General features: G+C 63.4%; 20 protein-coding genes and 1 riboswitch. Of the genes, 9 read left to right on the top strand and 11 right to left on the bottom strand.

Translation table 11 applies throughout. The annotated features are described in order from the left end of the window. Nucleotides 1-180: 180 nt before the first annotated feature. Nucleotides 181-1,284, top strand: a complete 1,104-nt coding sequence (locus AC1Q6Z_RS06690) for a DUF2865 domain-containing protein (protein ID WP_492647129.1) — start codon at nucleotides 181-183, stop codon at nucleotides 1,282-1,284. On the opposite strand, the gene bluB is transcribed toward AC1Q6Z_RS06690, so the two are convergent. The 5 genes from bluB to AC1Q6Z_RS06665 form a co-directional block, all read right to left on the bottom strand. After that, entirely contained in the window at nucleotides 1,277-1,969 is a 693-nt protein-coding gene (bluB, locus tag AC1Q6Z_RS06685) for a 5,6-dimethylbenzimidazole synthase (protein WP_492647128.1), read from the bottom strand. The genes AC1Q6Z_RS06690 and bluB overlap by 8 nt on opposite strands. Nucleotides 1,970-2,014: 45 nt before the next feature. After that, nucleotides 2,015-2,236, bottom strand: a riboswitch (cobalamin riboswitch). Between the two features lie 61 nt (nucleotides 2,237-2,297). Next, nucleotides 2,298-3,809, bottom strand: coding sequence for a diguanylate cyclase domain-containing protein (locus AC1Q6Z_RS06680; protein WP_492647127.1), 1,512 nt, complete (start codon nucleotides 3,807-3,809; stop codon nucleotides 2,298-2,300). A 130-nt stretch (nucleotides 3,810-3,939) separates the two neighbouring features. Next, on the bottom strand, nucleotides 3,940-4,767 hold the full coding sequence (locus tag AC1Q6Z_RS06675) for a TolB family protein (RefSeq protein ID WP_492647126.1): 828 nt from the start codon (nucleotides 4,765-4,767) through the stop codon (nucleotides 3,940-3,942). A gap of 15 nt (nucleotides 4,768-4,782) precedes the next feature. Then, a complete protein-coding gene (locus tag AC1Q6Z_RS06670; RefSeq protein WP_492647125.1) occupies nucleotides 4,783-5,109 on the bottom strand; it encodes a hypothetical protein in 327 nt (108 codons plus the stop codon). 2 nt (nucleotides 5,110-5,111) lie between these two features. Then, a complete protein-coding gene (locus tag AC1Q6Z_RS06665; RefSeq protein ID WP_256115630.1) occupies nucleotides 5,112-6,791 on the bottom strand; it encodes an NAD+ synthase in 1,680 nt (559 codons plus the stop codon). Nucleotides 6,792-7,093: 302 nt separating this feature from the next. Between AC1Q6Z_RS06665 and AC1Q6Z_RS06660 the strand changes: the two genes are divergently transcribed. The 4 genes from AC1Q6Z_RS06660 (at nucleotide 7,094) to AC1Q6Z_RS06645 (ending at nucleotide 11,889) form a co-directional block, all read left to right on the top strand. Beyond that, on the top strand, nucleotides 7,094-9,028 hold the full coding sequence (locus AC1Q6Z_RS06660; RefSeq protein ID WP_492647124.1) for an LTA synthase family protein: 1,935 nt from the start codon (nucleotides 7,094-7,096) through the stop codon (nucleotides 9,026-9,028). Between the two features lie 46 nt (nucleotides 9,029-9,074). Beyond that, nucleotides 9,075-9,605, top strand: coding sequence for a DUF1003 domain-containing protein (locus AC1Q6Z_RS06655; protein WP_492647123.1), 531 nt, complete (start codon nucleotides 9,075-9,077; stop codon nucleotides 9,603-9,605). Between the two features lie 136 nt (nucleotides 9,606-9,741). After that, nucleotides 9,742-10,164, top strand: a complete 423-nt coding sequence (locus AC1Q6Z_RS06650) for a TadE/TadG family type IV pilus assembly protein (protein ID WP_256115628.1) — start codon at nucleotides 9,742-9,744, stop codon at nucleotides 10,162-10,164. 3 nt (nucleotides 10,165-10,167) lie between these two features. Beyond that, nucleotides 10,168-11,889: a pilus assembly protein TadG-related protein gene (locus AC1Q6Z_RS06645; RefSeq protein ID WP_492647122.1), complete on the top strand. Its 1,722-nt coding sequence runs from the start codon at nucleotides 10,168-10,170 to the stop codon at nucleotides 11,887-11,889. Nucleotides 11,890-11,892: 3 nt separating this feature from the next. On the opposite strand, the gene AC1Q6Z_RS06640 is transcribed toward AC1Q6Z_RS06645, so the two are convergent. From AC1Q6Z_RS06640 to rpiA, 5 genes are all read right to left on the bottom strand, one after another. Further along, nucleotides 11,893-12,288, bottom strand: coding sequence for a GFA family protein (locus AC1Q6Z_RS06640; protein WP_492647121.1), 396 nt, complete (start codon nucleotides 12,286-12,288; stop codon nucleotides 11,893-11,895). Nucleotides 12,289-12,410: 122 nt separating this feature from the next. Further along, on the bottom strand, nucleotides 12,411-13,784 hold the full coding sequence (locus AC1Q6Z_RS06635) for a class II 3-deoxy-7-phosphoheptulonate synthase (RefSeq protein WP_256115624.1): 1,374 nt from the start codon (nucleotides 13,782-13,784) through the stop codon (nucleotides 12,411-12,413). 147 nt (nucleotides 13,785-13,931) lie between these two features. Then, nucleotides 13,932-15,320, bottom strand: a complete 1,389-nt coding sequence (gor, locus tag AC1Q6Z_RS06630; protein WP_492647120.1) for a glutathione-disulfide reductase — start codon at nucleotides 15,318-15,320, stop codon at nucleotides 13,932-13,934. Nucleotides 15,321-15,455: 135 nt separating this feature from the next. Continuing rightward, complete coding sequence (locus AC1Q6Z_RS06625) at nucleotides 15,456-16,016, bottom strand: DUF2059 domain-containing protein (RefSeq protein WP_256115622.1); 561 nt, start codon at nucleotides 16,014-16,016, stop codon at nucleotides 15,456-15,458. An 18-nt stretch (nucleotides 16,017-16,034) separates the two neighbouring features. Next, the gene (gene rpiA, locus AC1Q6Z_RS06620; RefSeq protein ID WP_435267103.1) at nucleotides 16,035-16,733 is read right to left on the bottom strand and encodes a ribose-5-phosphate isomerase RpiA; all 699 of its coding nucleotides are present in this window, start codon (nucleotides 16,731-16,733) and stop codon (nucleotides 16,035-16,037) included. A gap of 192 nt (nucleotides 16,734-16,925) precedes the next feature. Here rpiA and AC1Q6Z_RS06615 point away from each other — a divergent pair, with 192 nt between their 5' ends. Together AC1Q6Z_RS06615 and AC1Q6Z_RS06610 are read left to right on the top strand one after the other, a co-directional pair. Further along, entirely contained in the window at nucleotides 16,926-17,600 is a 675-nt protein-coding gene (locus tag AC1Q6Z_RS06615; protein ID WP_435267102.1) for an HAD family hydrolase, read from the top strand. Nucleotides 17,601-17,608: 8 nt separating this feature from the next. Next, on the top strand, nucleotides 17,609-18,409 hold the full coding sequence (locus tag AC1Q6Z_RS06610) for an APH(3'') family aminoglycoside O-phosphotransferase (protein ID WP_492647119.1): 801 nt from the start codon (nucleotides 17,609-17,611) through the stop codon (nucleotides 18,407-18,409). Between the two features lie 4 nt (nucleotides 18,410-18,413). Here the strand turns inward: AC1Q6Z_RS06610 and AC1Q6Z_RS06605 are convergent, their stop codons facing one another. Beyond that, on the bottom strand, nucleotides 18,414-20,288 hold the full coding sequence (locus AC1Q6Z_RS06605; RefSeq protein ID WP_492647118.1) for a L,D-transpeptidase family protein: 1,875 nt from the start codon (nucleotides 20,286-20,288) through the stop codon (nucleotides 18,414-18,416). A 477-nt stretch (nucleotides 20,289-20,765) separates the two neighbouring features. On the opposite strand from AC1Q6Z_RS06605, the gene fumC reads away from it, so the two are divergent. Together fumC and AC1Q6Z_RS06595 are read left to right on the top strand one after the other, a co-directional pair. After that, nucleotides 20,766-22,214 (top strand): class II fumarate hydratase, encoded by a 1,449-nt coding sequence (fumC, locus tag AC1Q6Z_RS06600; RefSeq protein WP_439618503.1) that lies wholly within the window; start codon nucleotides 20,766-20,768, stop codon nucleotides 22,212-22,214. A 170-nt stretch (nucleotides 22,215-22,384) separates the two neighbouring features. Beyond that, nucleotides 22,385-23,455: a GGDEF domain-containing protein gene (locus AC1Q6Z_RS06595; protein ID WP_256115615.1), complete on the top strand. Its 1,071-nt coding sequence runs from the start codon at nucleotides 22,385-22,387 to the stop codon at nucleotides 23,453-23,455. The last annotated feature ends 186 nt before the right edge of the window (nucleotides 23,456-23,641 follow it).

Here is a 23,641-nt window from a genome sequence, read left to right as displayed (position 1 = left end):
CCAAGCCCCGGACGAGATCAATTGCGGGCAGCCGGCAAAAAGATGAATACGCAACTCATATTTTCCGCCGCGCATTAATCACAAATGCGGGAGCACGTTGCGCTTCCCTTCATGCAGCCTATGATAGGATATGCTTATGCGGCCGGATCGCGGCCCCGACAGTTTCACAGGATCGAAGATTTGAAAGGTTTGACCCGCCTTCTGTTTGCCGTTGCGACCGGCTTGCCGCTCCTGCTTTCGGGCGGCTCGGCGGCAGCGGCGGTGTGCGAGCAGATCCAGGCGGAGCTTGCGAACCTGCCCAAGGTGGTCGTCGATACGGCGAGCGCGCGCAAATATGCCGGTGCCATCGCCCGCCAGAACATCCAGCTGCGCAAGGCCAAGAGCGACCAGCGCCGGCTCGGCTGCTCGGGCGGCAGCATCATCGTCGTCGGCGGCGCCAATGCGGCGGCCTGCGACACGCTCTCGACGGTCATCGGCAAGATGGAGCGCAATCTCGACATCCTCGACAAGAAACGCCGCGAATTCGCCGGCGGCACCTCGTCGCAGGGCAAGCGCACCCGCCTGACCGCGCTGCTCGCAAGCAACGGCTGCAATGACGAGGCGAAGATGGTGCCGATCGCGGCGACCGAAACGCTGCGCACGCTCGATGAAAAACGCACGCTCCCTCTCGGCACCACGCCGGAGGGCAGCGAGCGTCTGCAATTGCGCTCGCTCGGCGGTGGTTCCGGCCATGGCAACCTGCGCACCGTCTGCGTGCGCACCTGCGACGGCGGCTTCTTCCCGATCTCGTCGGGCGCAACCCCGCTCGATTTCCGCCGCGACCAGCAGGTCTGCGCGATGATGTGCCCCGAGACGCAGACCGAACTGTTCTACCAGTCGATGACGAGCGGCCAGGAGACGGACCAGATGACCTCTACGGTCACCGGCCGGCCCTATTACGAAATGCCGAACGCCTTCTCCTACCGCACGCGCGACCTCTCCAAGCCCGGCGCCTGCGGCTGCAATCTCTCGGCCTATTACCAGGAGATGATCAAGCGCGAGAAGGCGCTGAAGGGCAGCGAGACTGCGAGCACCGGCAGGGATAGCGACGAGCAAGGCGGCTCGATCACCACCATCCACACGCTGCCGAAGAAGGACGAGACGCCGGCCAAGCTGCCGGTGAAGGTCGAGGAACGCGACTACGACCCGGCGAAGAGCAAGGTGCGCACGGTCGGCCCGGTCTTCCTGCCGGCCAACGAATCCGCCATCGATCTCGGCCGCCCGGCCGATGCCGGCGTCAACTAACGCCCGCGTCCGGCCAGCGCTCCTCGAACACCAGGTCCTCCAGCGGCAGACGCTGCCGCCAGCCCTTTACCGCAAGCTCCGGCTCGGCATAGAGGCGGTCGACCAGGCCGACGCAGAGCCAGGCGACGATCTCGACATGGTCCGGAATGCCGAGGATGTTTCGGATGTCGGCGTCATGGAAGATGCTGACCCAGCCCACGCCCACCCCTTCCGCCCGCGCCGCAAGCCAGAGGTTCTGCACGGCGCAGACCGTGGAATAGACATCCATGCGTGGATTGTGCGTGCGCCCCAGAACCACGGTGCCGCCGCGCGTCGGATCGCAGGTGACGCAGATCGACAGTGGCGCCTTGAGGATGCCTTCGAGTTTCAGCGCGCGATATTGCGTCTGGCGGTCGCCGTCGAACATCGCAGCCGCCTCGGCATTGGCCTTCAGGAAGGCGGCATGCACCGCGCGCCGGGTCGCCTCGCTGCGCACCAGCAGAAAATTCCACGGCTGCATGAAGCCGACCGAGGGCGCGCTGTGGGCGGCGTGCAGCAGGCGGCCTACAAGATCGTCCGGCAAGGGATCGGACAGGAACTGGTCGCGCACGTCGCGGCGCGTTTCGATGGCATGGTAGACGGCGGCCTTGTCCTCGCTGGAAAAGGCGCCCGCCCCGACCAGAGGATCGCACGGTTCGGCTCGCATCGTCATCTCCCCAACAATGCGCAAAACCTTCCGCCGTCCGCGCGGTTCGGTCTATCTTGCCAGGCCGGTCTTCTGACTTCGGGTCACACGGCCCGCACCTGCCTTCCCGGTTGAACAACCAGTGGCAAAAGCCTGAATCGATTCAAGCTTTTACGGCGCGAACCATCCCCGTCACAGCGCTGGGCACGTTCCGGACTTGAGGCTCTCACCCGCACCGGATTCCCGATTCTCCTGCAAAACGCAGGCACCTGACGGGAACGATATGCGCATGGCTTGGCGGCGCGATCAAGCCTGCCCGCGCCGCGCACCGGCCTGTCAGCGCCCTATATCAGGCCGCGCGCGCCTCGCCGGCCTCGATGATTATCTCCTGGCCGACATGATCCGCATGGACGGCGCGGTTTCGGCCGGCGTTCTTGGCGGCGTAGAGCGCGGCATCCGCCATCACCATCACGTCATGCACGGAGCCGCCGTGCTGCGGGAACTGCGCGATGCCGGCGCTGCCGCCGATGACGAGCAACTGGCCGTCATAAGCAATCGGCACCTGCGTATCGCGCACGAGGCTACCGGCAAGCTCCAGCAGCGCCTCATGGCTCCGCTCGCCGGTGAGGAGCACGGAGAATTCATCGCCGCCGAGACGGGCGACGCAGCCCTGCTTGCCGATGCGATCGGAAAAACGCCGGGCGACGGCCTGCAGCACCGCGTCACCAGCCGCGTGGCCATGCCGGTCGTTAACCGCTTTGAACTTGTCGAGGTCGAGCGCGAGGATTGCGAAGGGCTTGGTCTCGCCCTTGCGGATGGCGCGGCGCACCTCCTCGTCGAAGCCGCTGCGGTTCTTCAGCCCCGTCAGCGTGTCATGCCGCGCGAGGAAGGCGTTTTTCGCCTCGCTGCGCTGGAGCGCCTTGATGAGGGCGGAAAAGCGCAGCGTGACGAAGAGCATGACGCCGGCGAAGACCAGCACGAACATCGCGATCTGCGGCAGCGCCGAGCGCCAGACGAAGGAGCCCGGCATATTCGGCCGCCAGGAGGCGACCATGGGATTGTAGGCATCGGCGCCGACCGGCGTCATTACCAGCCCCGGCTCCTGCGTCACGATGGGGGTAAAGCCGAGATCGTGCACGCCGAGTCGTCGCTCGGTGTTCGCCAGCATCTTTTTCGAGACCGGCTTGACGGTGATGAGCAGTGTCGGCTCCAGCCGGTGGGCCGGGATATAGAGCGACTTCGGAACGACGGCCTGCACGACGACGATGCTCATGACGCGGTCGATGAGGCGCATGCCGGTGACATGGATTTCCGGCAGCGCCGGCGTCAGAAGGTCGGGATCCTCCTTGGCGCGCGCCACCTGCCAGCCGCCGCGATCCGGCGAGAGCGCCTCGCGATATTTGCGCTCGGCCTTGTGGGTGAGATCGCTCACCCAATGCAGCTTTTCGCGCGCCTTGCTCTCGGAAACCTTTTCCCCGCGATAAACGCCGAGCACCTTTTCGCCGTCCGGCGAAGCGAAGATCATCCAGGAGAAACCGAAGTCGGACCACATCCAGTCACGCAGCTGGTCCCGCACGAAGGCGTCGCCCGGCATGCCGTCTGCAAGCTCGTTGAAGCTCTTGTCCCAAAAGGAAAGCTGGCTCTGGTACTGTACGACCTGGTCGATCTGGTGGCCGAACTCGTTGCGCACCAGCGTGCGCTCGGTCTCGGCGACAAAACTGTCGGCCCGCTCGATCGCGTAGTCGAGCACGAGGTAATTGGCGGCGCCGAACAGCAGCACGATCATCACGGCCGCCGTCCGGATCACCAAACCAACACCGCGTCGCCGTGTCGCGCGGCTTTCTTCCGCTTTGCTCGTCATCTCTGCCCCTGCCTGTCCCCCGCCCGGTTTTCCGGACATTGTTGAACAAAGGCTACAGGCAAGACGGCAAAAATCGCTTAAGCGGGCTGGTGAGCAAAAACTTAACTTGCGCTCACCGGATATCGGGAGATCAGGCGGCCGGCGCGTAGCGCACGAAGGCGAATTTTTCGCCGTCCGGCGCCCAGTTCGGCACGTTCATCGTGCCCTGCCCGCCGAAAAGCTCGAAAAGGACGCGCGCATTGCCGCCATCCATGTCCATCAGGCGCAGGCGCACGCTAAGATCGCGCGGATGGTCGAAGACATCGCCATCATAGGAAAGCACCAGCAAGTGCCGGCCATCGGGCGAAGGATGCGGGAACCAGTCGCCATAGGGGCTGTCGGTGATGCGCGTCGGCTCGCTGCCATCCGGCCGCACCCGCCAGATCTGCATCCGGCCGGTGCGGCTGGAGTTGAAATAGATCCAGTCACCATCCGCCGAATAATCCGGCCCGTCATTGCGCCCCTCGCCAAATGTCAGCCGACGCTCCTCGCCGCCGGCGACCGGGATCGTGTAGATATCGAAGAGATCGCCGCGAATGCCGCAATAGGCGAATGTCGCCCCATCCGGCGACCAGCCATGCCAGTAAGACGGCAGGTTCGGCGTCACCAGCCGCGGCGTACCGCCTTCCGCTGGCAGCACATAGATCGCCGACTTGCCGAACTCCACCTTGTCGCTGATCGCCAGCAACGTACCGTCGGGCGAAAGCCCGTGGTCATTGTTGCAGAGCGTCGCAAAGCCGGTGTCGATCTGCACCGGTTCGCCGCCATCCAGCGAAAGGCGATAGAGCAACCCGTCGCCATTGATCACCAGTAAACGCCCATCCCGCGAAAAATTCGGCGCCTCGACAAGCCGCTCCGTCTGCCAGACGATTCGTGTCTCGCCGGTGACGATATCGTGGATCTCGACGGAACTGCGCATGGGCTTCCCTTGTCGTTATTGTCGCTCATCCAACGCCGGCAAAAGCTTGCGGCAGATCGATTGCATCAGCACGACATTGCTCTGGTCCCGCCAGGTCGAAACGAAACCCCAGACCAACAACAAAAGGATGCAGGTGAAGGCCACACCGACGATGACGAGGCTGCCGGTCGCAAGGCCGTAGATTCCGAACACCGCCGGTGTTGCGAAATAGGCGACCTGCGCCGAAACCTGCCGGCCGGCCGACATGTCGCTCAGCGACCACAACCGGATGAGCCTGATCTCTTCGGTCGTGAAATCCGGGCGGCTTTCGTCGCCGCCCGGCTCGCTGGAGCGCGCCTCCATGCTCAGCCCCGATCCCGAAACCGGTTGGTGATCGGGTAGCGGCGGTCGCGGCCGAAGTTCTTCTTGGTGATCTTCACGCCGGGCGCCGACTGGCGGCGCTTGTATTCGGCGATGTAGAGCAGGTGCTCGATGCGATGCACCGTCGCCACGTCGTGGCCGCGCGAAACGATCTCCTCAGTGCTCATCTCCTTTTCGACGAGGCATTCGAGGATGTCGTCGAGCACGGGATAGGGCGGCAGCGAATCCTGGTCGGTCTGGTTGGGGCGCAGTTCGGCGGACGGCGCCTTGTCGATGATGTTCTTCGGGATCACCTCGCCCGTCGGGCCGAGCGCACCCGGCGGCGTATGTTCGTTGCGCCAGCGCGACAGCGCGTAGACCTGCATCTTGTAAAGGTCCTTGATGGGATTGAAGCCACCGTTCATGTCACCGTAGAGCGTGGCGTAACCGACCGACATTTCCGACTTGTTGCCGGTGGTGACGACCATCGAGCCGAACTTGTTGGAGACGGCCATGAGGATCGTGCCGCGCGTGCGGCTCTGCAGGTTTTCTTCGGTGATGCCCTCTTCCGTGCCTTCGAAGAGTTCCGAAAGCGAAGAGAGGAAGCCGGAAACCGGCGCCTCGATCGGCACGATGTCATAGCGGCAGCCGAGCAGCTTGGCGCAATCGGCCGCGTCCTTCAGCGAATCCTTCGAGGTATAGCGGTAGGGCAGCATGATGCAGCGCACCCGCTCCTCGCCCAACGCATCCACGGCGATGGCCGCGCAGATCGCCGAGTCGATGCCGCCGGACAGGCCGAGCACGACGTTCTTGAAGCCGTTCTTGTTGACGTAATCGCGGAAGCCGAGCAGGCAGGCACGGTAATCCGCCTCCTCGTGCTCGGGAATGCGCGACATCGGCCCGCCGTCGCAGACCCAGCCGTCGCCGCGCTTCTTCCAGGTGGTAAGCGCGATCGTCTCCTCGAACTGGCTCATCTGGAAGGCGAGCGATTTGTCCGTGTTGAAGGCGAAGCTCGCGCCATCGAACACCAGTTCGTCCTGGCCGCCGAGCTGGTTGGCGTAGATCAGCGGCAGCCCGGTCTCGATCACCTGCTTCAGCACCACCTGGTGGCGCACGTCGACCTTGGCGCGATAATAGGGCGAACCGTTCGGCGACAGCAGGATTTCGGCGCCGCTTTCGGCCAGCGTCTCGCAGACGCCGAGCTCGCCCCAGATGTCCTCGCAGATCGGGATGCCGAGGCGCACGCCGCGGAAGTTGACCGGGCCGGGCATGGCGCCCTGGTCGAAGACGCGCTTCTCGTCGAACTCGCCGTAGTTCGGCAGGTCGACCTTGTCGCGCACCGCGATCACCTTGCCGCCATCGAGCACGGCGACGGCGTTGTAACGCCCCGTCTCGTCCTGCCGCGGGAAGCCGATGATGACGCCGGGGCCGCCGTCGGCGGTGTCGTTGGCAAGGTCGTCCACCGCGCGGCGGCAGGCCTTCAGGAAGGCGGGTTTCAGCACGAGGTCTTCCGGCGGATAGCCGGAAATGAAGAGCTCCGTCAGAAGCAGCAGGTCTGCGCCCTGGCGGGCGGCGTCCTCGCGCGCGGCGCGCGCCTTGGCGAGATTGCCGGCAACGTCGCCGACGGTCGGGTTCAATTGCGCAATAGCGATGCGCAGCGTCGCCTTTTCAGTCTCGGAAGTCATGTCTGCGGACCCGTTTCCTCATGGTGTCCGATCCTGCGGCCGCGCCTCGCTTCCGCACTCTCGAACGGTCGACAAGCTCTTTAGAGCATGACGGGCGCTTTGGGAATGAAGGCCGGCGAGGTTTGCCTGCGGTTTGCGCGCGCTTTCGGCGCGAACCCCGGTTTTTCAGCGGATCGCGCCGAACATTGCCGCAGTGCAACAGGGGGAACCAAAGCACTGGATGAACGTTGCAGAAACCGTTCATCTCCTGTTCAAGATGACATCCATATGACAATGGTACGAAAGTTTTATGAAGTTTGGAGATGGCCTTGGCCCTGTTCACTCCCACCGCCGTGGCTATCGAAGCCGCCGAAGGCCTTGCCGTTGAAGCAGGCTTTTTCGCGCGTCATATCAAGGCGCTGGCGGTCCTGCGTTCGCTCGCCGTCTCCCTGCTTCTCGCCCTCCTGACCGTCGTTGCCGTCGAGCTTATCACACGCGGCTCCGTCGACCAGACCTGGCTCTACTTCACCAACCCCGAACAGCCCGCCTGGACCACCACGGGCGTGTTCTTCCTGCTCTACCTAGCCATCGATGCGCTTATCGGCCGGCAGCACAAGGCCGTGCTGCTCGTCTCGCCGCTCGTCGTGCTGATGGGTGTCATTTCTCAGCAGAAACAGGTCTTTCTGACCGATCCGCTCTATCCGACCGACCTGCTCTTCGGCCGCCAGATCATGGAGCTGATGCCGGTGCTGGTGCAGGACCGGCCGTGGACGGCCGCCGCGCTTGCACTGGCCGTCGTCGCGTCCGTCGTCGCCCTCATCAGTCTCTGGGTCTTCGCCTGGCGCCGCTTCCGGCCGCTGACGAAGAAGGAGCGCCTGACGCGGCTTGCCGTCGCGCTGCCGCTCATCGCCGGCTTCGTCTCCATCATGGACTACAACGAGTTCTCCTGGGTCCGCGATCGGCTCAAGGTCTTCCCGATCATGTGGGACCAGGCGGAGAACTATCGCCACAACGGCTTCGTCATGGCCTTTGCCATCAACCTGCCGATGGCCAACGTGCAGGCACCCTCCGGCTACATGGTCGATGCGATCGACAAGATCCCGTCGAAGCCGCTGCCGGCTGGCACCACGCACCGCTCCAAGCCCGATGTCATTGTGGTGATGAGTGAATCGCTGTGGGATCCGACTCGCATCCAGAGCGTAAAGCTCTCGGCCGATCCGATGCCGGTCATCCGCGAAAGCCAGAGCGGCAGCGTCTTTTCGCCGGAATTCGGCGGGCTCACCGCCAATGTCGAGTTCGAGGCGCTGACCGGCTTCTCCAACGCCTTCCTGCCGACCGGCAGCATCCCCTACCAGCAATATGTGCGCAAGCCGATCCCCTCGCTTGCCACCTTCTTCCGGGCGGAAGGTTATACGGCGCGCGCCATCCATCCGTTCTCCGGCTGGTTCTGGAACCGCTCCAGCGTCTACAAGGCCTTCGGCTTCCAGACCTTCAAGGACGTCGACAAGATGCCGCCGCTTGCAAAACGCGGCAACTTCACCTCGGACGAGGCGCTGACCAAGGAAATCATCCGCCAGGCGGATGCGCAGGAAGACCCGTTCTTCTTCTTCACCGTCACACTCCAAGGGCACGGCCCCTATGACGACGGGCGCTATGCGAAGACCGACATCGCCGTGGACGGCAAGCTCGACGCGCGCGACAACCGCATGCTCGCCAGCTACGCACAGGGCGTGAAGGAAGCGGACCAGAGCCTGAAGATGCTGATGGACTGGGCGAAGACGCGCGACCGCGAGACGATCATCGTCGTCTTCGGCGATCACCTGCCGCCGCTCAACACGGTCTACCAGAACTCCGGCTACATGAAGGGCATCACCGCCTCGCGCAAGGGCTCGCCCGAGCAGATGCAGAAGGAGCACGAAACGCCGCTCGTCATCTGGTCGAACAAGACCGGCACGGAAAAGGAGATCGGCACGATCAGCCCGGCCTTCCTGTCCTACTACATCCTCAAGGAAGCCGGCTTCGAGCATCCCTACTACACCGGCTTCCTCGGCGCGGTGCATGACAAGCTGCGCGTCATCGACCGCTACATGCTGATCGACGCCAAGGGCAACGGCACGGCGGGCTGGGCGCGCAAGAAGACGATCGACCCGCTGGTGCGCGACTTCCGCTTCCTGCAGCACGACATCATGTTCGGCAAGCAATACGGTCTCGAACGCTTCTTCAATTCCCATGCGGAACTGATGGCGGCGGGCTTCTAAACAGGTCTAGGCTAGGGCTCCGATTCCCCTTTCCGGAGCCTGGCCCATGAGACCCTTCGACGACGCCGCCCAGATCCTTTTCGGCAAAGCCGCCAGCGAACTCGACGAGACCGAGCGGGAAGTGCTGCTGCACTCCCGCGAAGGCCGCATCCTGTCGGAAGACAGGAACGTCGCCTATGAGGCCAAACAATCGTTCGGCGAACGCATAGCCGACGACATCGCCCGCATCGGCGGCTCGTGGGGCTTTATCATCGGCTTTTTCATGTTCCTGGTCGTCTGGACGGTTTCCAATACGATCCTGCTCACGCGCGACGCCTTCGACCCCTACCCCTTCATCTTCCTGAACCTCGTTCTGTCCATGCTCGCGGCCATCCAGGCGCCGATCATCATGATGTCGCAGAACCGGCAGGCCGCCCGCGACCGCTTCGAGGCCTCCAAGGACTATGAGGTCAACCTCAAGGCGGAGATCGAGTTGATCGCTCTACACCACAAGATTGATACGCACTTCATCGACGAGATCGCAGGGCTCAAGCGCGAAGTTCTGCGCTTGCACAACATATTAGAAGGGCGAAACTAAATAGCGCACAATCAAAAAGTGCTTCAGAATAAAACAGCGCAATCTAAAGGGGAACTTAAGATTCAGGGTGCACCATGACCTCAGCATCCATTGGTGGATGCGGACAGCCTCGTCACAATCCTAAGGAGGAGATGTCATGTATGCTCTGTCCCGCCTTTGCAAGGATCGCGCTGGCACGTCGGCAATCGAGTTTGCGATCATCGCGCCACTCTTCTTTCTCGTGCTCTTCACGATCATTGCCTACGGCATCTACCTGAGCGTCGCGAGTTCCGTGCAACAGATCGCCGCCGATGCAGCCCGTACGGCGGTCGCGGGTATTAATTCGACGGAACGGGTCACGCTGGTAAACCGCTATCTCGAAGCGTCACGGTTTGATTACTCCTTTATAAATCGCTCGAAGATGCAGGTGGTGATTGGGGACGATCCTGGTAATTCGGATCAATTCACGGTCGTCATCTCCTACGATTCAAGCGATTTGCCCATCTGGGGCCTCTTCACCTTCGTGCTCCCCGGGAAAAAGATCGAGCGCTATGCCACTGTTCGCGTAGGAGGGCTTTGACGCATGAAGGTGCCCAAAACACTCCTCAAGGATCGCGCAGGCAACATCGGCACCCTCGCAGCCCTGAGCCTGCCCCTCCTGATTTTTTCGATCGCGCTCGGCGTTGACTATAGCTACCTCACGCTGCAACAGCGCCAATTGCAGACGGAAGCGGATCTTGCCGCCATCGCCGCCGCTGCAAGCGTCGGCGATGCCGAACAATCGGCCGCCACCTACTTTGCACTCAACAACCTGCCGATCTCCGTGACCGGTAAGGACGGCAAGGTCATCCCCGCGGTGATCACGCCCAGCAACGCCAAGTTGACGCAGGGAACAGCGCTTGTCGAGCGCGGGCGCTATACTGCAGACCCCGCTATTGCACCGGAAGCGCGCTTCAAGACTGCCACCACGGATGCGGACGCCGCCCTCGTCATGCTTTCAAGGAAAGCCGACCTCTTTGTCTCCTCGCTCTTCATGCAGAACTCGCTGACGCTTTCGGCCACGGGCTCCGCCGCCCGCTCCAAGACAGCCTCCTTCTCCATCGGCACGCGTCTTGCCAGCCTCAATGGCGGCATCCTGAATGCGCTGCTCGGGAAACTCCTCGGCACGAACCTCTCGCTCAACGTCATGGACTACCGGGCGCTGGTCGATACCGACATTTCGGTCCAGCCGTTCCTGAAGGCGATTGCGACGAACCTCAACCTGACGGCCGGCACCTATGAGGATGTGCTGAACGCCGGCGTGACCATGCCGCAACTTCTCACCTCGATGGCCGCCGTCGAGGGGCTTTCCGGCCCCGTACGGTCAGCCCTGCGGCTGCTGGAGCAGGCAACGGCCGGCAGCAAGGTGAAACTGCCGCTGTCGCGCATCCTTAACCTCGATCCGAAGAAAGGCCTAACGATTGGAACCGGCGGCGACTGGAAGATGTCGATCAACGCCTTGCAGATGATCTCTTCCGCGGCCGCGCTGGCGAATGGAACGAACCAGGTCGCCCTCGACCTCGGCGCGGTTGTGCCCGGCCTTGGCGCCGTTACCGTGGACCTCGCAATCGGCGAACCGCCGGTGGAGACACCGTCGAACAGGCTTGGCGCGCCGGGCACCGCGGTGCGCAGCGCCCAGACGCGGCTTGCGGTCGAGGTGAACATTGATGGCCTCGCAGTGCTTGCTGGCCTGCGTGTCAAGCTGCCGCTTTATATCGAGGTCGCCGCGTCGGAGGCAAAGCTTGCCGATATCCGCTGTCTTGGCGGTTCGGCCAGCAATGCCAGTGTGGCCATCGACGCAGTGGCGGGCGTTGCGGAAATCGCGCTTGGCAAGGTCAACCCCTCGGTGCTGTCGCATTTCTCCGATGAGCCCCGCGTGGAAAAGGCCCGCATTGTCGATTCGGCGCTTTTAAGCGTCGATGCGCGAGCACCCGGCGAGGCGATGAATCTGACAAAAACTCACCTCACCTATACATCGGCAGAAGTCGCCGCCGGAACGACGAAATCCATATCGACCCGCGACACGCTCTCCTCCACCATTCAGACCATGCTGGGAGACATGGAGCTGGAGATCAACGTCAAGCTGCTCGGCCTGCCGATCAACGCGTCGATCCTGACGTCCGCGCTCGCCACCACGCTCGGCGCCGTGACGCCGGCGCTCGACCAGCTGCTCTACAACCTGCTGCTGGTTGCCGGCGTCAGGATTGGCGAGGCCGACATCCGCGTCACGGGCGTCTCCTGCAAACGCCCTGCCCTCGTCCAGTAGCCCTCAGTGGCCCTGGGCGAAGCGCGGTGCGTCGTCGTTGATCTCGTAATAATCGCCCTTGTCGGCGCAGAAGATATGCACGCCGATCCTGAGCCCCGTCGGCTGGTCGAAGGCGCCGGCCATGATCGAGGTATAGTCGAAACCGTCGCCCTTCCAGAACAGGGCGGAGCCGCAGACGCGGCAGAAGCCACGGCTTGCCGTGTCGCTCGCCCTGTACCAGGTGACGTTCTCGCCGCCCTCCACGGCAAGCGCATCGTCGCGCACATTGGTCGCGGCATAAAAATGCCCGGTCTGCCGGCGGCACTGGCTGCAATGGCAGGCAACCACCTCGCGCAACTGGCCCTGGGTGCGAAAGCGCACCGCGCCGCACAGGCAATGCCCAGAATGTTCTTCGCTCATAAGTCCTCCCAAACGAAACCGGGCCAGCTTTGCGAGCCGGCCCGGTTCCTGTCAAATTCACGTTTCTGAATGCATGCATCAGCCCCGCTAATTTACGGAGACGAAGCACGAACGAAAGGCGATCAGCCGTTCACGACCATGCGCTTTTCGTCCCGGCCGCCCTTCATGCGCTCGGCAAGAAGGAAGGCGAGTTCGAGCGCCTGGTCGGCATTGAGGCGCGGATCGCAATGGGTGTGGTAGCGGTCGGCGAGGTCGTCGCCCGACAGCGCCCGCGCGCCACCCGTGCATTCCGTCACGTCGTTGCCGGTCATCTCGATATGGATGCCGCCCGGATGCGTGCCTTCCGCGCGGTGGATCTGGAAGAAGCTTTCGACTTCCGACAGGATCCGCTCGAACGGACGGGTCTTGTAGTTGTTGAGCGTGATCGTGTTGCCGTGCATCGGATCGCAGGACCAGACGACCTTCTTGCCTTCCCGCTCGACGGCGCGGATGAGGCGCGGCAGGTTGTCGGCGACCTTGTCGTGGCCGAAACGGCAGATCAGCGTCAGGCGGCCGGCCTCGTTTGCCGGGTTCAGGAGGTCGATCAGCTCCAGCAGGCCGTCGCTGGTCAGCGTCGGGCCGCACTTGAGGCCGAGCGGGTTCTTGATGCCGCGGCAGTATTCGACATGCGCATGGTCTGCCTGGCGCGTGCGGTCGCCGATCCAGATCATATGGCCGGACGTCGCGTACCAGTCGCCCGACGTCGAATCGACACGCGTCAGCGCCTGCTCGTAACCGAGCAGCAGCGCCTCGTGGCTGGTGAAGAAATCGGTCTCGCGCAGGTTCGGATGGTTTTCCGAGGTGATGCCGATCGCCTTCATGAAATCCATCGTCTCGGAAATCCGGTCGGCGAGCTTGCGGTAGCGCTCGGCCTGCGGGCTATCCTTGACGAAGCCGAGCATCCACTGGTTGACGTTTTCGAGATTGGCATAACCGCCCATCGCGAAGGCGCGCAGCAGGTTCAGCGTGGCCGCTGACTGGCGGTAGGCCATGAGCTGGCGTTCCGGGTTCGGAACGCGCTCTTCCTCGGTGAACTCGATGCCGTTGATGATGTCGCCGCGGTAGGACGGCAGCGACACGTCACCCTGCTTCTCGATGCCCGAGGAGCGCGGCTTGGCGAACTGGCCGGCAATACGACCGACCTTCACGACGGGCTGCTGGGCGCCAAAAGTCAGCACCACGGCCATCTGGAGGAAGGCGCGGAAGAAGTCGCGGATCGTATCGGCGCCGTGTTCGGCGAAGCTTTCGGCACAGTCGCCGCCCTGGAGCAGGAAGCCCTTGCCCTCGGAAACGTTGGCCAGCGCCGACTTCAGGCGGCGTGCTTCGCCGGCGAAGACGAGCGGCGGAAACTTCGCGAGGCGCTCTTCAGTCGCCGCCAATGCGGCGAGATCCGGATAATCCGGAACCTGCTGGATGGGCTTCTGCCGCCAGCTGGTCGGGGTCCAATTCTGTGCCATGATACTCACCTGTCCTGAAGCGCCCGCGAAAGCCTGCGAACGCCCCTCCGTTTTGAAGATGCGGGCTTATAAACCGTTAGATGGTTCTTGCATAGCCGAAGTTCCAGCCGAGGCTGGCCGATTTGCGTCACCGCGACGAGCGGGCTTTCAGACCCGCTGGCCGCCGCGTACGCGATAGCTCGGCTGGTACATGGTGACGAGCTCTTCGGATGCCGTCGGGTGCACCGCCATCGTGCGGTCGAAGTCGTCCTTGGTGACGCCGGCCTTCAGCGAAATGCCGAGAAGCTGCGCCATCTCGCCGGCATCGTGGCCGAGGATATGGGCGCCCAGCACCTTGCGGTCGGCCGCATTGACGACGAGCTTCATGATTGTCTTTTCCTGCCGGCCGGACAGCGTCGCCTTCATCGGGCGGAATTCGGCACGGTAGATTTCGAGATCGTCGAAGGCCTTTGCCGCCTCCTCCTCGCTCATGCCGACGGTGCCGATCTCAGGCTGCGAGAACACCGCGGTGGCGATCATGTCATGGTCCGGCGAGACCGGATTGCCGCGGAACTCCGTCTCGATGAAGCACATGGCCTCATGGATCGCGACGGGGGTAAGCTGCACGCGGTCCGTCACATCGCCGAGCGCGAAAATGCTCTCGACATTGGTGCGCGAAAAATCGTCGACGATGATCGCGCCCTTCTCGTTCGTCGCCACGCCCGCCGTTTCCAATCCGAGGCTGCCGGTGTTCGGCACGCGGCCCAGCGCCAGCATGACCTGGTCGACGGTAAGCGTCTCACCCGTTTTGGTGGTGACGGAACGGCGGCCGTCGTCGGTCTCGGACACGTCAGTGATGATATCCTCGCAGATCACGCGGATGCCCTTGGCGATCATCGCGGATTGCAGGCCGTGGCGCATGTCCTGGTCGAAGCGCGACAGGATCTGCTTGCCGCGATAGATCAGCGTCGTCTCGACGCCGAGGCCATGGAAGATGTTGGCGAATTCGACCGCGATATAACCGCCGCCGGCAATCAGGATGGCTTTCGGCAACGCCGGCAGGTCGAATGCCTCGTTCGAGGAGATGCAGAGCTCGAAGCCGGGAAGACCGGGATGCGGCGTCGGATGGCCGCCGACGGCGATCAGGATGCGCTCCGCCGTCACCAGCTCGTCGGTGGCGGTCAGGCGGATGGTGTTCGGCCCGACCAGCACGGCCCGCGTCGCAAGGATCGTGGCGCCGGCATTGTCGAGTCCCTTGCGGTAGAGCCCTTCGAGGCGGGTGATTTCCTTCTCCTTGGCGGCGACGAGCGCCTGCCAGTCGAAGCGCGTCTCGCCCACCTGCCAGCCGAAGCCGGCCGCATCCTCGAAATGCTCATGGAACTGCGAGGCATAGACATAGAGCTTCTTCGGCACGCAGCCGCGGATGACACAGGTGCCGCCGAAGCGGAATTCTTCCGCAATCGCCACCTTCTTGCCCATGCTGGCCGCCAGCCGCGCGCTGCGCACGCCGCCGGAACCTCCGCCGATGACGAAGAGGTCGTAGTCGAATGTCGCCATGGGTAGATCTCCTGCGGGCAAGCGTGGCCGTCTGACCGGACCGGCAGCGCGAATCCGTCACCGGGCCGAAGAACATATAGGAGCAGGTGGTGCAAAAGAAAAAGGCGGCTGACGCCGCCTTTTCCGGAAAATCGATTACTGCTGCGGCTGCTGCGCTTCGCCACCCTCGGTGGCCGCACCATCGGTGGCCGGCACGCTGCCGAGAATCGGGTTGAGCTTCTTGGCGCTTTCAGCCCGCAGGTCGCGGTCGACGCCGACAGCCCAGATCTCGGCGGCCTTCATGACTTCGCGCGTGGCGATCGGGCCATCCGAAAGCAGCTTCTTGCCGACGGGCGAGGTGTAGAAATCGGCGATCGCCTTCAGCTCATCCTGGGTGAAGGTCTTGGCGTAGATCGACGCGGCCTCGCGTTCCAGATCGGCGCGGCGCGGCGCAAGAGCGAGCGCCTGCTCGTCGACGGTCGCATTGATTTCCGATTCGTGGTTCGGCGAGGCCTGAACCAGCGTGCTCTTGATGCGTACGGCAAGGCCCGGCAGGATGTTGTCGAAACCGTTCGTCGCGCCGATGGCGTCGATGGCAGAGCGGGCGGTCTTGATCTGTTCGTCCGTGACGTCCTGCGCCGTGGCAGCGCCTGCAAGGCTTGCCGAAACGATAAGGGTCACCGCGAGGGTCCGGCCGAAACCAGCAAATTTGATCATATCGGTCTGTGCTCCTGTCTATTCTTTTGCCGTCAGCGTGCGCGCACCAGCGGGTCCCGCGATGATGGCCAGCGACGCCATATTGATGAAGAGTCCGTGTTCGACGACACCGGGTATGTCATTGAGGCTGCTTGCGAGCGCATCTGCATCAGGAATGCGGCCAAAAGATGCGTCGAGAATGTAGTGTCCACCGTCGGTCATGAAGGTGCCGTCGCCCGACGCACGCAACACGATGGCGCCCGAAAGGCCAAGCCGGGCGGCGGCCTTCTCGATGGCGATGCGCGTGGCGGCAAGCCCGAACGGGTTGACCTCGATTGGCAGCTTGAAGGCGCCGAGCGTCTCGACCACCTTGCTCTCGTCGGCAATGACGATCATGCGCGTCGAGGCGCTGGCGACGATCTTTTCGCGCAACAGCGCACCGCCGCCGCCCTTGATGAGGCTCAGCCGGCCGTCGACTTCGTCGGCGCCGTCGATGGTGAGGTCGAGTTCCGGCAGCTCGTCGAGCGACTTCAGCGGCACGCCGAGTTCGACGCAGAGCCGCGCCGTGCGCTCGGATGTGGGCACGCCCTCGACCTTCAGGCCGCCTGCGACCCTTTCCGCCAGAAGCCGTACGAACTCTTCCGCAGTCGAGCCGGTGCCGATGCCGAGGCGCATGCCGTCTTCCACATGGGAGAGTGCAGCCTCGGCGGCCTTGATCTTCATTTCCCGGGCGTCCATGCCCCAAAACTCCCTGAATACGCGTCAGCCGGCGCCCGAAGCGGCCGGAATTCCGGTGAGACACTTACACGCCCTGAATGGCAAACGAAAGCCAAAATCGCCGCATCCCCCCGGGCGAGAAGCCGATTGCAAATGCCGGCGCCATCGCATACCGGAGAGGCCTGCCCTCGCTCTCCTCACAAGGTTTCCCGCATGTCCGCATCTCTCGTTGTCTTCGATCTCGACGGTACGCTCATCGATACCGCGCACGACCTCGTGGCAAGCCTCAACCACACGATCGGGCTCGAAGGTCTGGACCCCATCACCTATGACGACCTCACCTATCTCGTCGGCCATGGCGGGACGGTGATGATCAAGCGCGCCTTCTCGCTGCGCGGCCGCGAGATCAGCGAGGAGGAGCTGGCCCGCATGCTCGGCGTCTTCGTCGACCATTATGCGGAGGCGATGCCGGGCGTCTCGGTGCCCTATCCGGGCCTCGTCGATGCGATGGACCGCCTTTCCGGCGCCGGCTACCGCCTCGCCGTCTGCACCAACAAGATGGAAGGCCTCGCCCGCCGTCTCGTCGACGGCCTCGGGCTGACCGCGCGTTTCGCGGCCATCACCGGCGGCGACACGTTCGCGGTCCGCAAGCCGGATGCCGAACACCTGCTCGGCACGGTCCGCCTCGCCGAAGCCGACCCGCTTCGCACCGTCATGATCGGCGACAGCCTCAACGACATGCTCGTCGCGCGCAATGCCGGCGTCCCGTCGATCGGCGTGCCCTTCGGCTATTCGGACGTGCCGGTCGCCGAGCTGGAGCCGACCCATGTCATCACCCATTTCGACGAACTGACGCCCGACCTCGTCGAGCGCCTGCTCGCCCGCTGAGCGGCCCCATGGACTGGGCCGGGACGCTTCTGGATATCAACGCCGGCTGGGTGCCGGCGCATCAAGGCGAATCCGGCGACCGGGTTTTTCGCAGCCCGGATGGGCGCAGCTATGCGAAACTCGCGGCCGGACCGCGCGCTTTAGAGCTTGCCGGCGAACGCGACCGGCTCGCCTGGCTGGCGGGCAAGGGCATCGCCTGCCCTGCACTTCTGGATTGGCGCGAGAACGAACAGGGCGCCTGCCTCATCATGAGCGCCGTGGCGGGCGTGCCGGCGGTGACGCTTTCGGGCGCCGATCTCCTCAACGCCTGGCCGTCCGTGGTGGAACAACTCGCCGCGTTCCACGCCCTTCCGGTCGAAAACTGCCCGTTCGAGAAAAACCTCGCCGGCATGTTCGCGCGCGCCGCCGATGTCGTGGCGCGCGACGCCGTCAATCCGGATTTTTTGCCTGATGAGGACAAGGAGCGGCCGGCAGGCGAGCTGCTCGCCCGCGTCGAGGCAGAGCTTCCGCTGCGGCTGGCACAGGAACGGCAGGAGCGCGTCGTCTGCCACGGCGATCCCTGCATGCCGAATTTCATGGTGGATCCGCAGACGCAGCGCTGCACGGGCCTGATCGATCTCGGCCGCCTCGGCACGGCGGATCGTTATGCCGATCTCACGCTCATGCTCGCCAATGCCGGGGAAAACTGGACGACGGAAGCGGAGGCCGTAAAAGCATTCGACATTCTCTTCGGCGTCCTAGGAATCGAGGCGCCCGATCGGGAGCGCCTCGCCTTTTATCTGCGGCTAGACCCGCTGACCTGGGGCTGAACGGTCAGCCCTGGACCTGCCGCGCCTTCTGCGTCGCGGCGAAAGCCTTGCGCATATAGTCGTCACGGCCATAGACGTCGTCGAAAAATTCGACCACGCCGTCCTTGTTCGGCCAAGCGGTGAAATAGGCGATGTAGATCGGGATATCCGCCTTCACCGGCAGCGCCTTGTTGTGACCGGCGGCGATCTCCTTGCCGACGTCTTCCTCGCTCACGCCGAGCACGGCGGCGGCCATCTTGCGCGGCTCCGCAAGGCGCACGCAGCCGTGGCTGAGCGCCCGCATGTCCTTCTTGAAGAAGCTCTTCGAAGGCGTGTCGTGCATGTAGATGGCGTGGCTGTTCGGGAACAGGATCTTCAATTCGCCCAGCGCATTGTCGCCGCTCGGCGGCTGGCGCACGGAAACGCCCGAGGTCGAGCCGTACCAGTTGACCGACGACGACGGCACGGCGCGGCCGCCGACGGCGACCTCGTAGCCCATGCGGTCGAGATAGGACGGATCGCTGCGAAGCTTCGGCAGCATCTCGTTGATGATGATCGACTGCGGCACACCCCAATACGGATTGACTTCGACGGTCTGCACCTTGTCCTCGAAGAAATAGGTCTGGTTCGACTTCGAGCCGACGACCGTGCGCATCGAGAACTTTTCCGCGCCGTCCTCGTAATAATAGACCTGGAAGGCCGGCTGGTTGATGAAGACGTGGCGGGCGCCGAGATCGACCGGCAGCCAGCGCGCCTGTTCCAGCGCCACCTCGACCTTGGCGACCTTGTCGGCAACGCTGTCGCCGCCCGTCATCTTGCGGATCGAGGCCTTGCCGACGACGCCGTCCGGCTTCAGGCCGTTTTCCTTCTGGAAGGCCTCGACGAGGGCGACCAGTTCCGGCGTGTATTCGGGCGTGCCGGTGTAGGTGGCGATCGTCACCGAATGATCGGTCTTCAGCGCATCGGAGCCGTGCTTGACGATGCCCTTGACGACATTGGCGAGTTCCGGATTGCTCTGGCCGGGCTTCAGGAGCGTGCCTTCGGCGATGACCACGCGGTCTTCGCCCGCAGTCTCAGCCTTCAGCTTGGCAAGCTCCGCCTTCAGCGCCTGGAAATCGGCGCTCGAAGGCGAGCGGCTTTCCAGATAGCCCTTGACGTTGCTGCTCATCGCCACGTTCTTCAACGCCGCGACGAGATTGACGTCTTTGCGCTTGAAATCGTGATAGCCGGAGATCTTGTTCGGATCGATACGGCCGCGCACGGCGTCCTGAACATAGGTGGCGACGGCGGCCGAGAGTGCAACCTCGAAGGTTGCAAGCTCGCCGTAGCGCTTGTTCATGTCGACGCTGTCGAAGCTGTCCGACGGGATCTTGACCGCATAGTCCCACGGATCGAGGCCGACGGAAGCGGCGTCGGCCAGCACCGCGATGGCGCTCTTCGCCTTCTCATTGATGCCCGTGCCGTCGATCCAGACGAATTTCTTCTGCTGGCCGTAAAAACTCTCGACCGCCTTGGCAGGCCCCTCGGTCGTGCGCACGTCAACGGTGGCGAAGGCGGCGCGGATGCCCGCATCGCCGGCCGGCTGGACGGCGGCGGAAATCGAGCTGGTGATGACAGGATCGGCCAGCTTGTCGACGGCGACGCGCTTCAGCGCATCGGCCTTGTAGGTGTAGTAGCGCGGACCGGTGACGCGAGGCAGCGGCTTGGCTGCCTGCTTTACTTCGGCGCCCGGCTGGGTGAAGCCGGTGTCGACGCCTGGAAGCGGCTCGGCCTTCTGCTTTTTCTTGCCGTTCAGCCATTCCATGACGGTCAGGGCGTTTGCGGGCGTCGCGTTGAGCGAAACAGTGGCGCAGGAGAGAGCCAGCGCGGCGGCCAGCACGGCAGTCTTGGTAAGCTTCATGTATTCCATTCCCCGATTGACCCGCGCGTGTCGCGGTCTCTGGTGGCGCCCGAACCAGCAGGCCGGTAAGTTATAGGAAAGGATGGTGAATGAAAAGGAAACGCCCCTCCCCGCCAGCCTTGCCAAACCTCACGAAACCGTCATTTCAGACCTCGGCAAGCGAGACGGATGGGCAGGCGTAAAAATTTGAATTGGCGTGGAATTTTACCGCTGGAAACGAAAATTTCGCCTGGAACGTCAGCAAGGCGCGAAAAACAAGCCGACGATTGTGATGGAAAAGGCACAGCCCCGCGAGCGCTCCGCGCGCCCTCATCCCGCCCGTCCGCGGCCTAATCGATTTTAACCGAAAGTCTCGTCCCGCGCGGCCATTCCGCCCCTTGCAACCGGGTCGCAGATGGGCCAGAGATTTTCGCGATTTTTTCGCGCCAGCGCGGCCTTTTATGAAACGGCCCGCGCTCGCCCGGCCTGCCGCGCCCCATGCGGCGGCATCGCCGGCGGCAGGACGAAGCGCATGGGTTTTTAGCGGGAAGCACAATGACATCGACGCGCACGGAAACGGATACATTCGGCCCCATCGAAGTGGACAACAGCCGCTATTGGGGCGCGCAGGCCCAGCGCTCGCTCGGCAATTTCAAGATCGGCTGGGAAAAGCAGCCGCTTTCGGTCGTGCGTGCGCTCGGCATCGTCAAGCAGGCCGCCGCCCGCGCCAATGCCGAACTCGGCCGCCTCGACCCGGCGCTCGCCAAGGCCATCACGGACGCCGCGCAGGAAGTCATCGACGGCAAGCTCAACGACCATTTCCCGCTCGTCGTCTGGCAGACGGGCTCGGGCACCCAGTCGAACATGAACGCCAATGAGGTGATCTCCAACCGGGCGATCGAAATGCTCGGCGGCGTCATGGGCTCGAAGAAGCCGGTGCACCCGAACGACCACGTCAACATGAGCCAGTCGTCGAACGACACCTATCCGACGGCCATGCACATCGCCTGTGCCGAGCGCATCGTGCACGACCTGCTGCCGGCGCTGAAGCACCTGCACGCCGCCCTTGAGGCCAAGGTGAAGGCCTTCGATCACATCATCAAGATCGGCCGCACGCACACGCAGGACGCGACCCCACTGACGCTCGGCCAGGAATTTTCCGGCTACGCCGCGCAGGTCGCCTCCTCGATCAAGCGCATCGAACTGACGCTGCCGGGCCTGTGCGAACTCGCCCAGGGCGGCACCGCCGTCGGCACGGGCCTCAACGCGCCGGTCGGCTTTGCGGAGAAGGTCGCCGACCACATTGCGCAGATCACCGGCATCGCCTTCAAGACCGCGCCGAACAAGTTCGAAGCGCTCGCCGCCCACGACTCGATGGTCTTCTCGCACGGCGCAATCAATGCCGCCGCCGCAGCGCTCTTCAAGATCGCCAACGACATCCGCTTCCTCGGCTCCGGCCCGCGCTCCGGCCTCGGCGAACTGGCGCTGCCCGAAAACGAGCCCGGCTCGTCCATCATGCCGGGCAAGGTGAACCCGACCCAGTGCGAGGCCCTCACCCAGGTCTGCGCCCAGGTCTTCGGCAACCATGCCTCGCTCACCTTCGCCGGCAGCCAGGGCCATTTCGAGCTCAACGTCTTCAACCCGCTGATGGCCTACAACTTCCTGCAATCGGTCCAGCTTTTGTCGGACGCCGCAATCTCGTTTACCGACAATTGCGTCACCGGCATCGAGGCGCGCGAGGACAACATCAAGGCGGCCCTCGACCGCTCGCTGATGCTCGTCACAGCACTCGCCCCGAAGATCGGCTACGACAACGCCGCCAAAATCGCAAAAACCGCCCATAAAAACGGGACGACGCTTCGCGAAGAGGCCGTCGGCGGCGGTTACGTGACCAACGAAGAATTCGACGCGGTTGTACGTCCTGAAAAAATGATTATGCCGGGTTGAGATAGAATTTTTGAATATTCCGCCTTGAAAGGCCGCAGGTCATTGTATCTGCGGCCTTTTTTGCGTCCAGCCTTCCGTAACGAGAGTTGAGAAGCGTTAATCATTCCCAAAGTATTTCCGCCTTATTTTGCGGGTCGGGAGCCAACCAACGAAATTCAGGAGCAGCCGACATGAGCACGGCAGTTGCGCAGAAGGTCCAGGTGCCGGATATCGCGGCCCAGGTGACCTATGCCATGCGCATAATGGGCGTCGCGCCCATCCCGCGGAACTACGAGCTGTTCTACGAAGCCTATATCGGTTCCAATCCCAAGCTGACGCGCGAACTCGCCGCCCTCGGCAGCAAGGCCTCGCAGGAAGAGCTGGACGAGATCGGCGCGAAATATTTCGGCCATCACCATGGCGCGACCGCCATCGACGGCGCACACACCAAGATCGTCGGCGAGCTGGAAGGGCTGTTGCGCCTGCTGAAGCAGGAGCAGACCTCGCTCGAAAGCTACAATAAGCTGCTCGACGAGACGTTCGGGCGCATCACCGGCAAGAACGCAACAAGCGTCGAGATCATCAAGAGCGTCGTCGGCGTGCTGACGCAGGCGACGGGCGACACCATCAACCAGGGCAAGGAGATGGTGGAGAACGTCGCGCAGAAGTCGATCGAGATGGACAACGTGCGCAAGGAGCTCGACGAGTACAAGCGCATCGCCAACACGGATTCGCTGACGCAGCTCTCCAACCGCCGCGCCTTCGACGACAAACTCTCCGCCATCTACAATTCGACGATGTCGCGTGGTGTGACCGCGCTGATCCTCGCCGACATCGACCATTTCAAGAAGATCAACGACACCTATGGCCACCCGGTCGGCGACAAGATCCTCGCCTCTGTCGGCAGCCTGATTCGCGCCAATGTGCGCAAGGACATTCTCGTCGCCCGCACCGGCGGCGAAGAATTCGCGATGATCGTGGAAGGCAACACCGAGGAAGAGGCGATGGCGATCGCCGAGCGCATCCGCGTCGCGCTCGAACACACGCCGTTCAAGAATTCCAAGACCGGCGTCAATTACGGCCCGATCACCATCTCGCTCGGCTTCTGCATGGCGTCCTGGGCGGAAGGCCCGGGCGAGCTCTACTCCAAGGCCGACATCGCCCTCTATTGCGCCAAGAACGGCGGTCGCAACCGCACCATGCCGTTCGAGGACGGCATGAAAAAGGATTTCGCCAAGAGCTGGCTGATCTACCGCAAATAGGCGGCTTATTTCCCTCTTCGAAACGGCGCCTTCGGGCGCCGTTTTGCGTTTGGCTCGAAATTTTTCCTCCTCCGCCAAATCCGGCGGAACCGCGGCGGGAGTCGCGCGTTTTTGCGGCACGGGAGGAACGTGCCATGCAAACCGGATTTTTCGAACTGACGATGATCGCCGCCCTGATGCTGAGCA

The sequence above is a fragment of the Shinella sp. GW835-FHT14H05 genome, from assembly GCF_058793575.1.
The sequence above is the reverse complement of the archived record's forward strand: the minus strand, read 5'-3'. Positions and strand labels throughout refer to the sequence as shown.

What these genes read in the sequence shown, in the direction of transcription:
- AC1Q6Z_RS06660 (WP_492647124.1), top strand. Translation starts at nt 7,094, where the DNA reads ATGGCCTTGGCCCTGTTCACTCCCACCGCCGTGGCTATCGAAGCCGCC.
- AC1Q6Z_RS06650 (WP_256115628.1), top strand. Translation starts at nt 9,742, where the DNA reads ATGTATGCTCTGTCCCGCCTTTGCAAGGATCGCGCTGGCACGTCGGCA.
- AC1Q6Z_RS06675 (WP_492647126.1), bottom strand. Translation starts at nt 4,767, where the DNA reads ATGCGCAGTTCCGTCGAGATCCACGATATCGTCACCGGCGAGACACGA.
- AC1Q6Z_RS06655 (WP_492647123.1), top strand. Translation starts at nt 9,075, where the DNA reads ATGAGACCCTTCGACGACGCCGCCCAGATCCTTTTCGGCAAAGCCGCC.
- AC1Q6Z_RS06670 (WP_492647125.1), bottom strand. Translation starts at nt 5,109, where the DNA reads ATGGAGGCGCGCTCCAGCGAGCCGGGCGGCGACGAAAGCCGCCCGGAT.
- AC1Q6Z_RS06640 (WP_492647121.1), bottom strand. Translation starts at nt 12,288, where the DNA reads ATGAGCGAAGAACATTCTGGGCATTGCCTGTGCGGCGCGGTGCGCTTT.
- AC1Q6Z_RS06605 (WP_492647118.1), bottom strand. Translation starts at nt 20,288, where the DNA reads ATGAAGCTTACCAAGACTGCCGTGCTGGCCGCCGCGCTGGCTCTCTCC.
- AC1Q6Z_RS06665 (WP_256115630.1), bottom strand. Translation starts at nt 6,791, where the DNA reads ATGACTTCCGAGACTGAAAAGGCGACGCTGCGCATCGCTATTGCGCAA.
- rpiA (WP_435267103.1), bottom strand. Translation starts at nt 16,733, where the DNA reads ATGGACGCCCGGGAAATGAAGATCAAGGCCGCCGAGGCTGCACTCTCC.
- AC1Q6Z_RS06610 (WP_492647119.1), top strand. Translation starts at nt 17,609, where the DNA reads ATGGACTGGGCCGGGACGCTTCTGGATATCAACGCCGGCTGGGTGCCG.
- AC1Q6Z_RS06625 (WP_256115622.1), bottom strand. Translation starts at nt 16,016, where the DNA reads ATGATCAAATTTGCTGGTTTCGGCCGGACCCTCGCGGTGACCCTTATC.
- gor (WP_492647120.1), bottom strand. Translation starts at nt 15,320, where the DNA reads ATGGCGACATTCGACTACGACCTCTTCGTCATCGGCGGAGGTTCCGGC.
- bluB (WP_492647128.1), bottom strand. Translation starts at nt 1,969, where the DNA reads ATGCGAGCCGAACCGTGCGATCCTCTGGTCGGGGCGGGCGCCTTTTCC.
- AC1Q6Z_RS06635 (WP_256115624.1), bottom strand. Translation starts at nt 13,784, where the DNA reads ATGGCACAGAATTGGACCCCGACCAGCTGGCGGCAGAAGCCCATCCAG.
- AC1Q6Z_RS06595 (WP_256115615.1), top strand. Translation starts at nt 22,385, where the DNA reads ATGAGCACGGCAGTTGCGCAGAAGGTCCAGGTGCCGGATATCGCGGCC.
- fumC (WP_439618503.1), top strand. Translation starts at nt 20,766, where the DNA reads ATGCGGCGGCATCGCCGGCGGCAGGACGAAGCGCATGGGTTTTTAGCG.
- AC1Q6Z_RS06645 (WP_492647122.1), top strand. Translation starts at nt 10,168, where the DNA reads ATGAAGGTGCCCAAAACACTCCTCAAGGATCGCGCAGGCAACATCGGC.
- AC1Q6Z_RS06680 (WP_492647127.1), bottom strand. Translation starts at nt 3,809, where the DNA reads ATGACGAGCAAAGCGGAAGAAAGCCGCGCGACACGGCGACGCGGTGTT.
- AC1Q6Z_RS06615 (WP_435267102.1), top strand. Translation starts at nt 16,926, where the DNA reads ATGTCCGCATCTCTCGTTGTCTTCGATCTCGACGGTACGCTCATCGAT.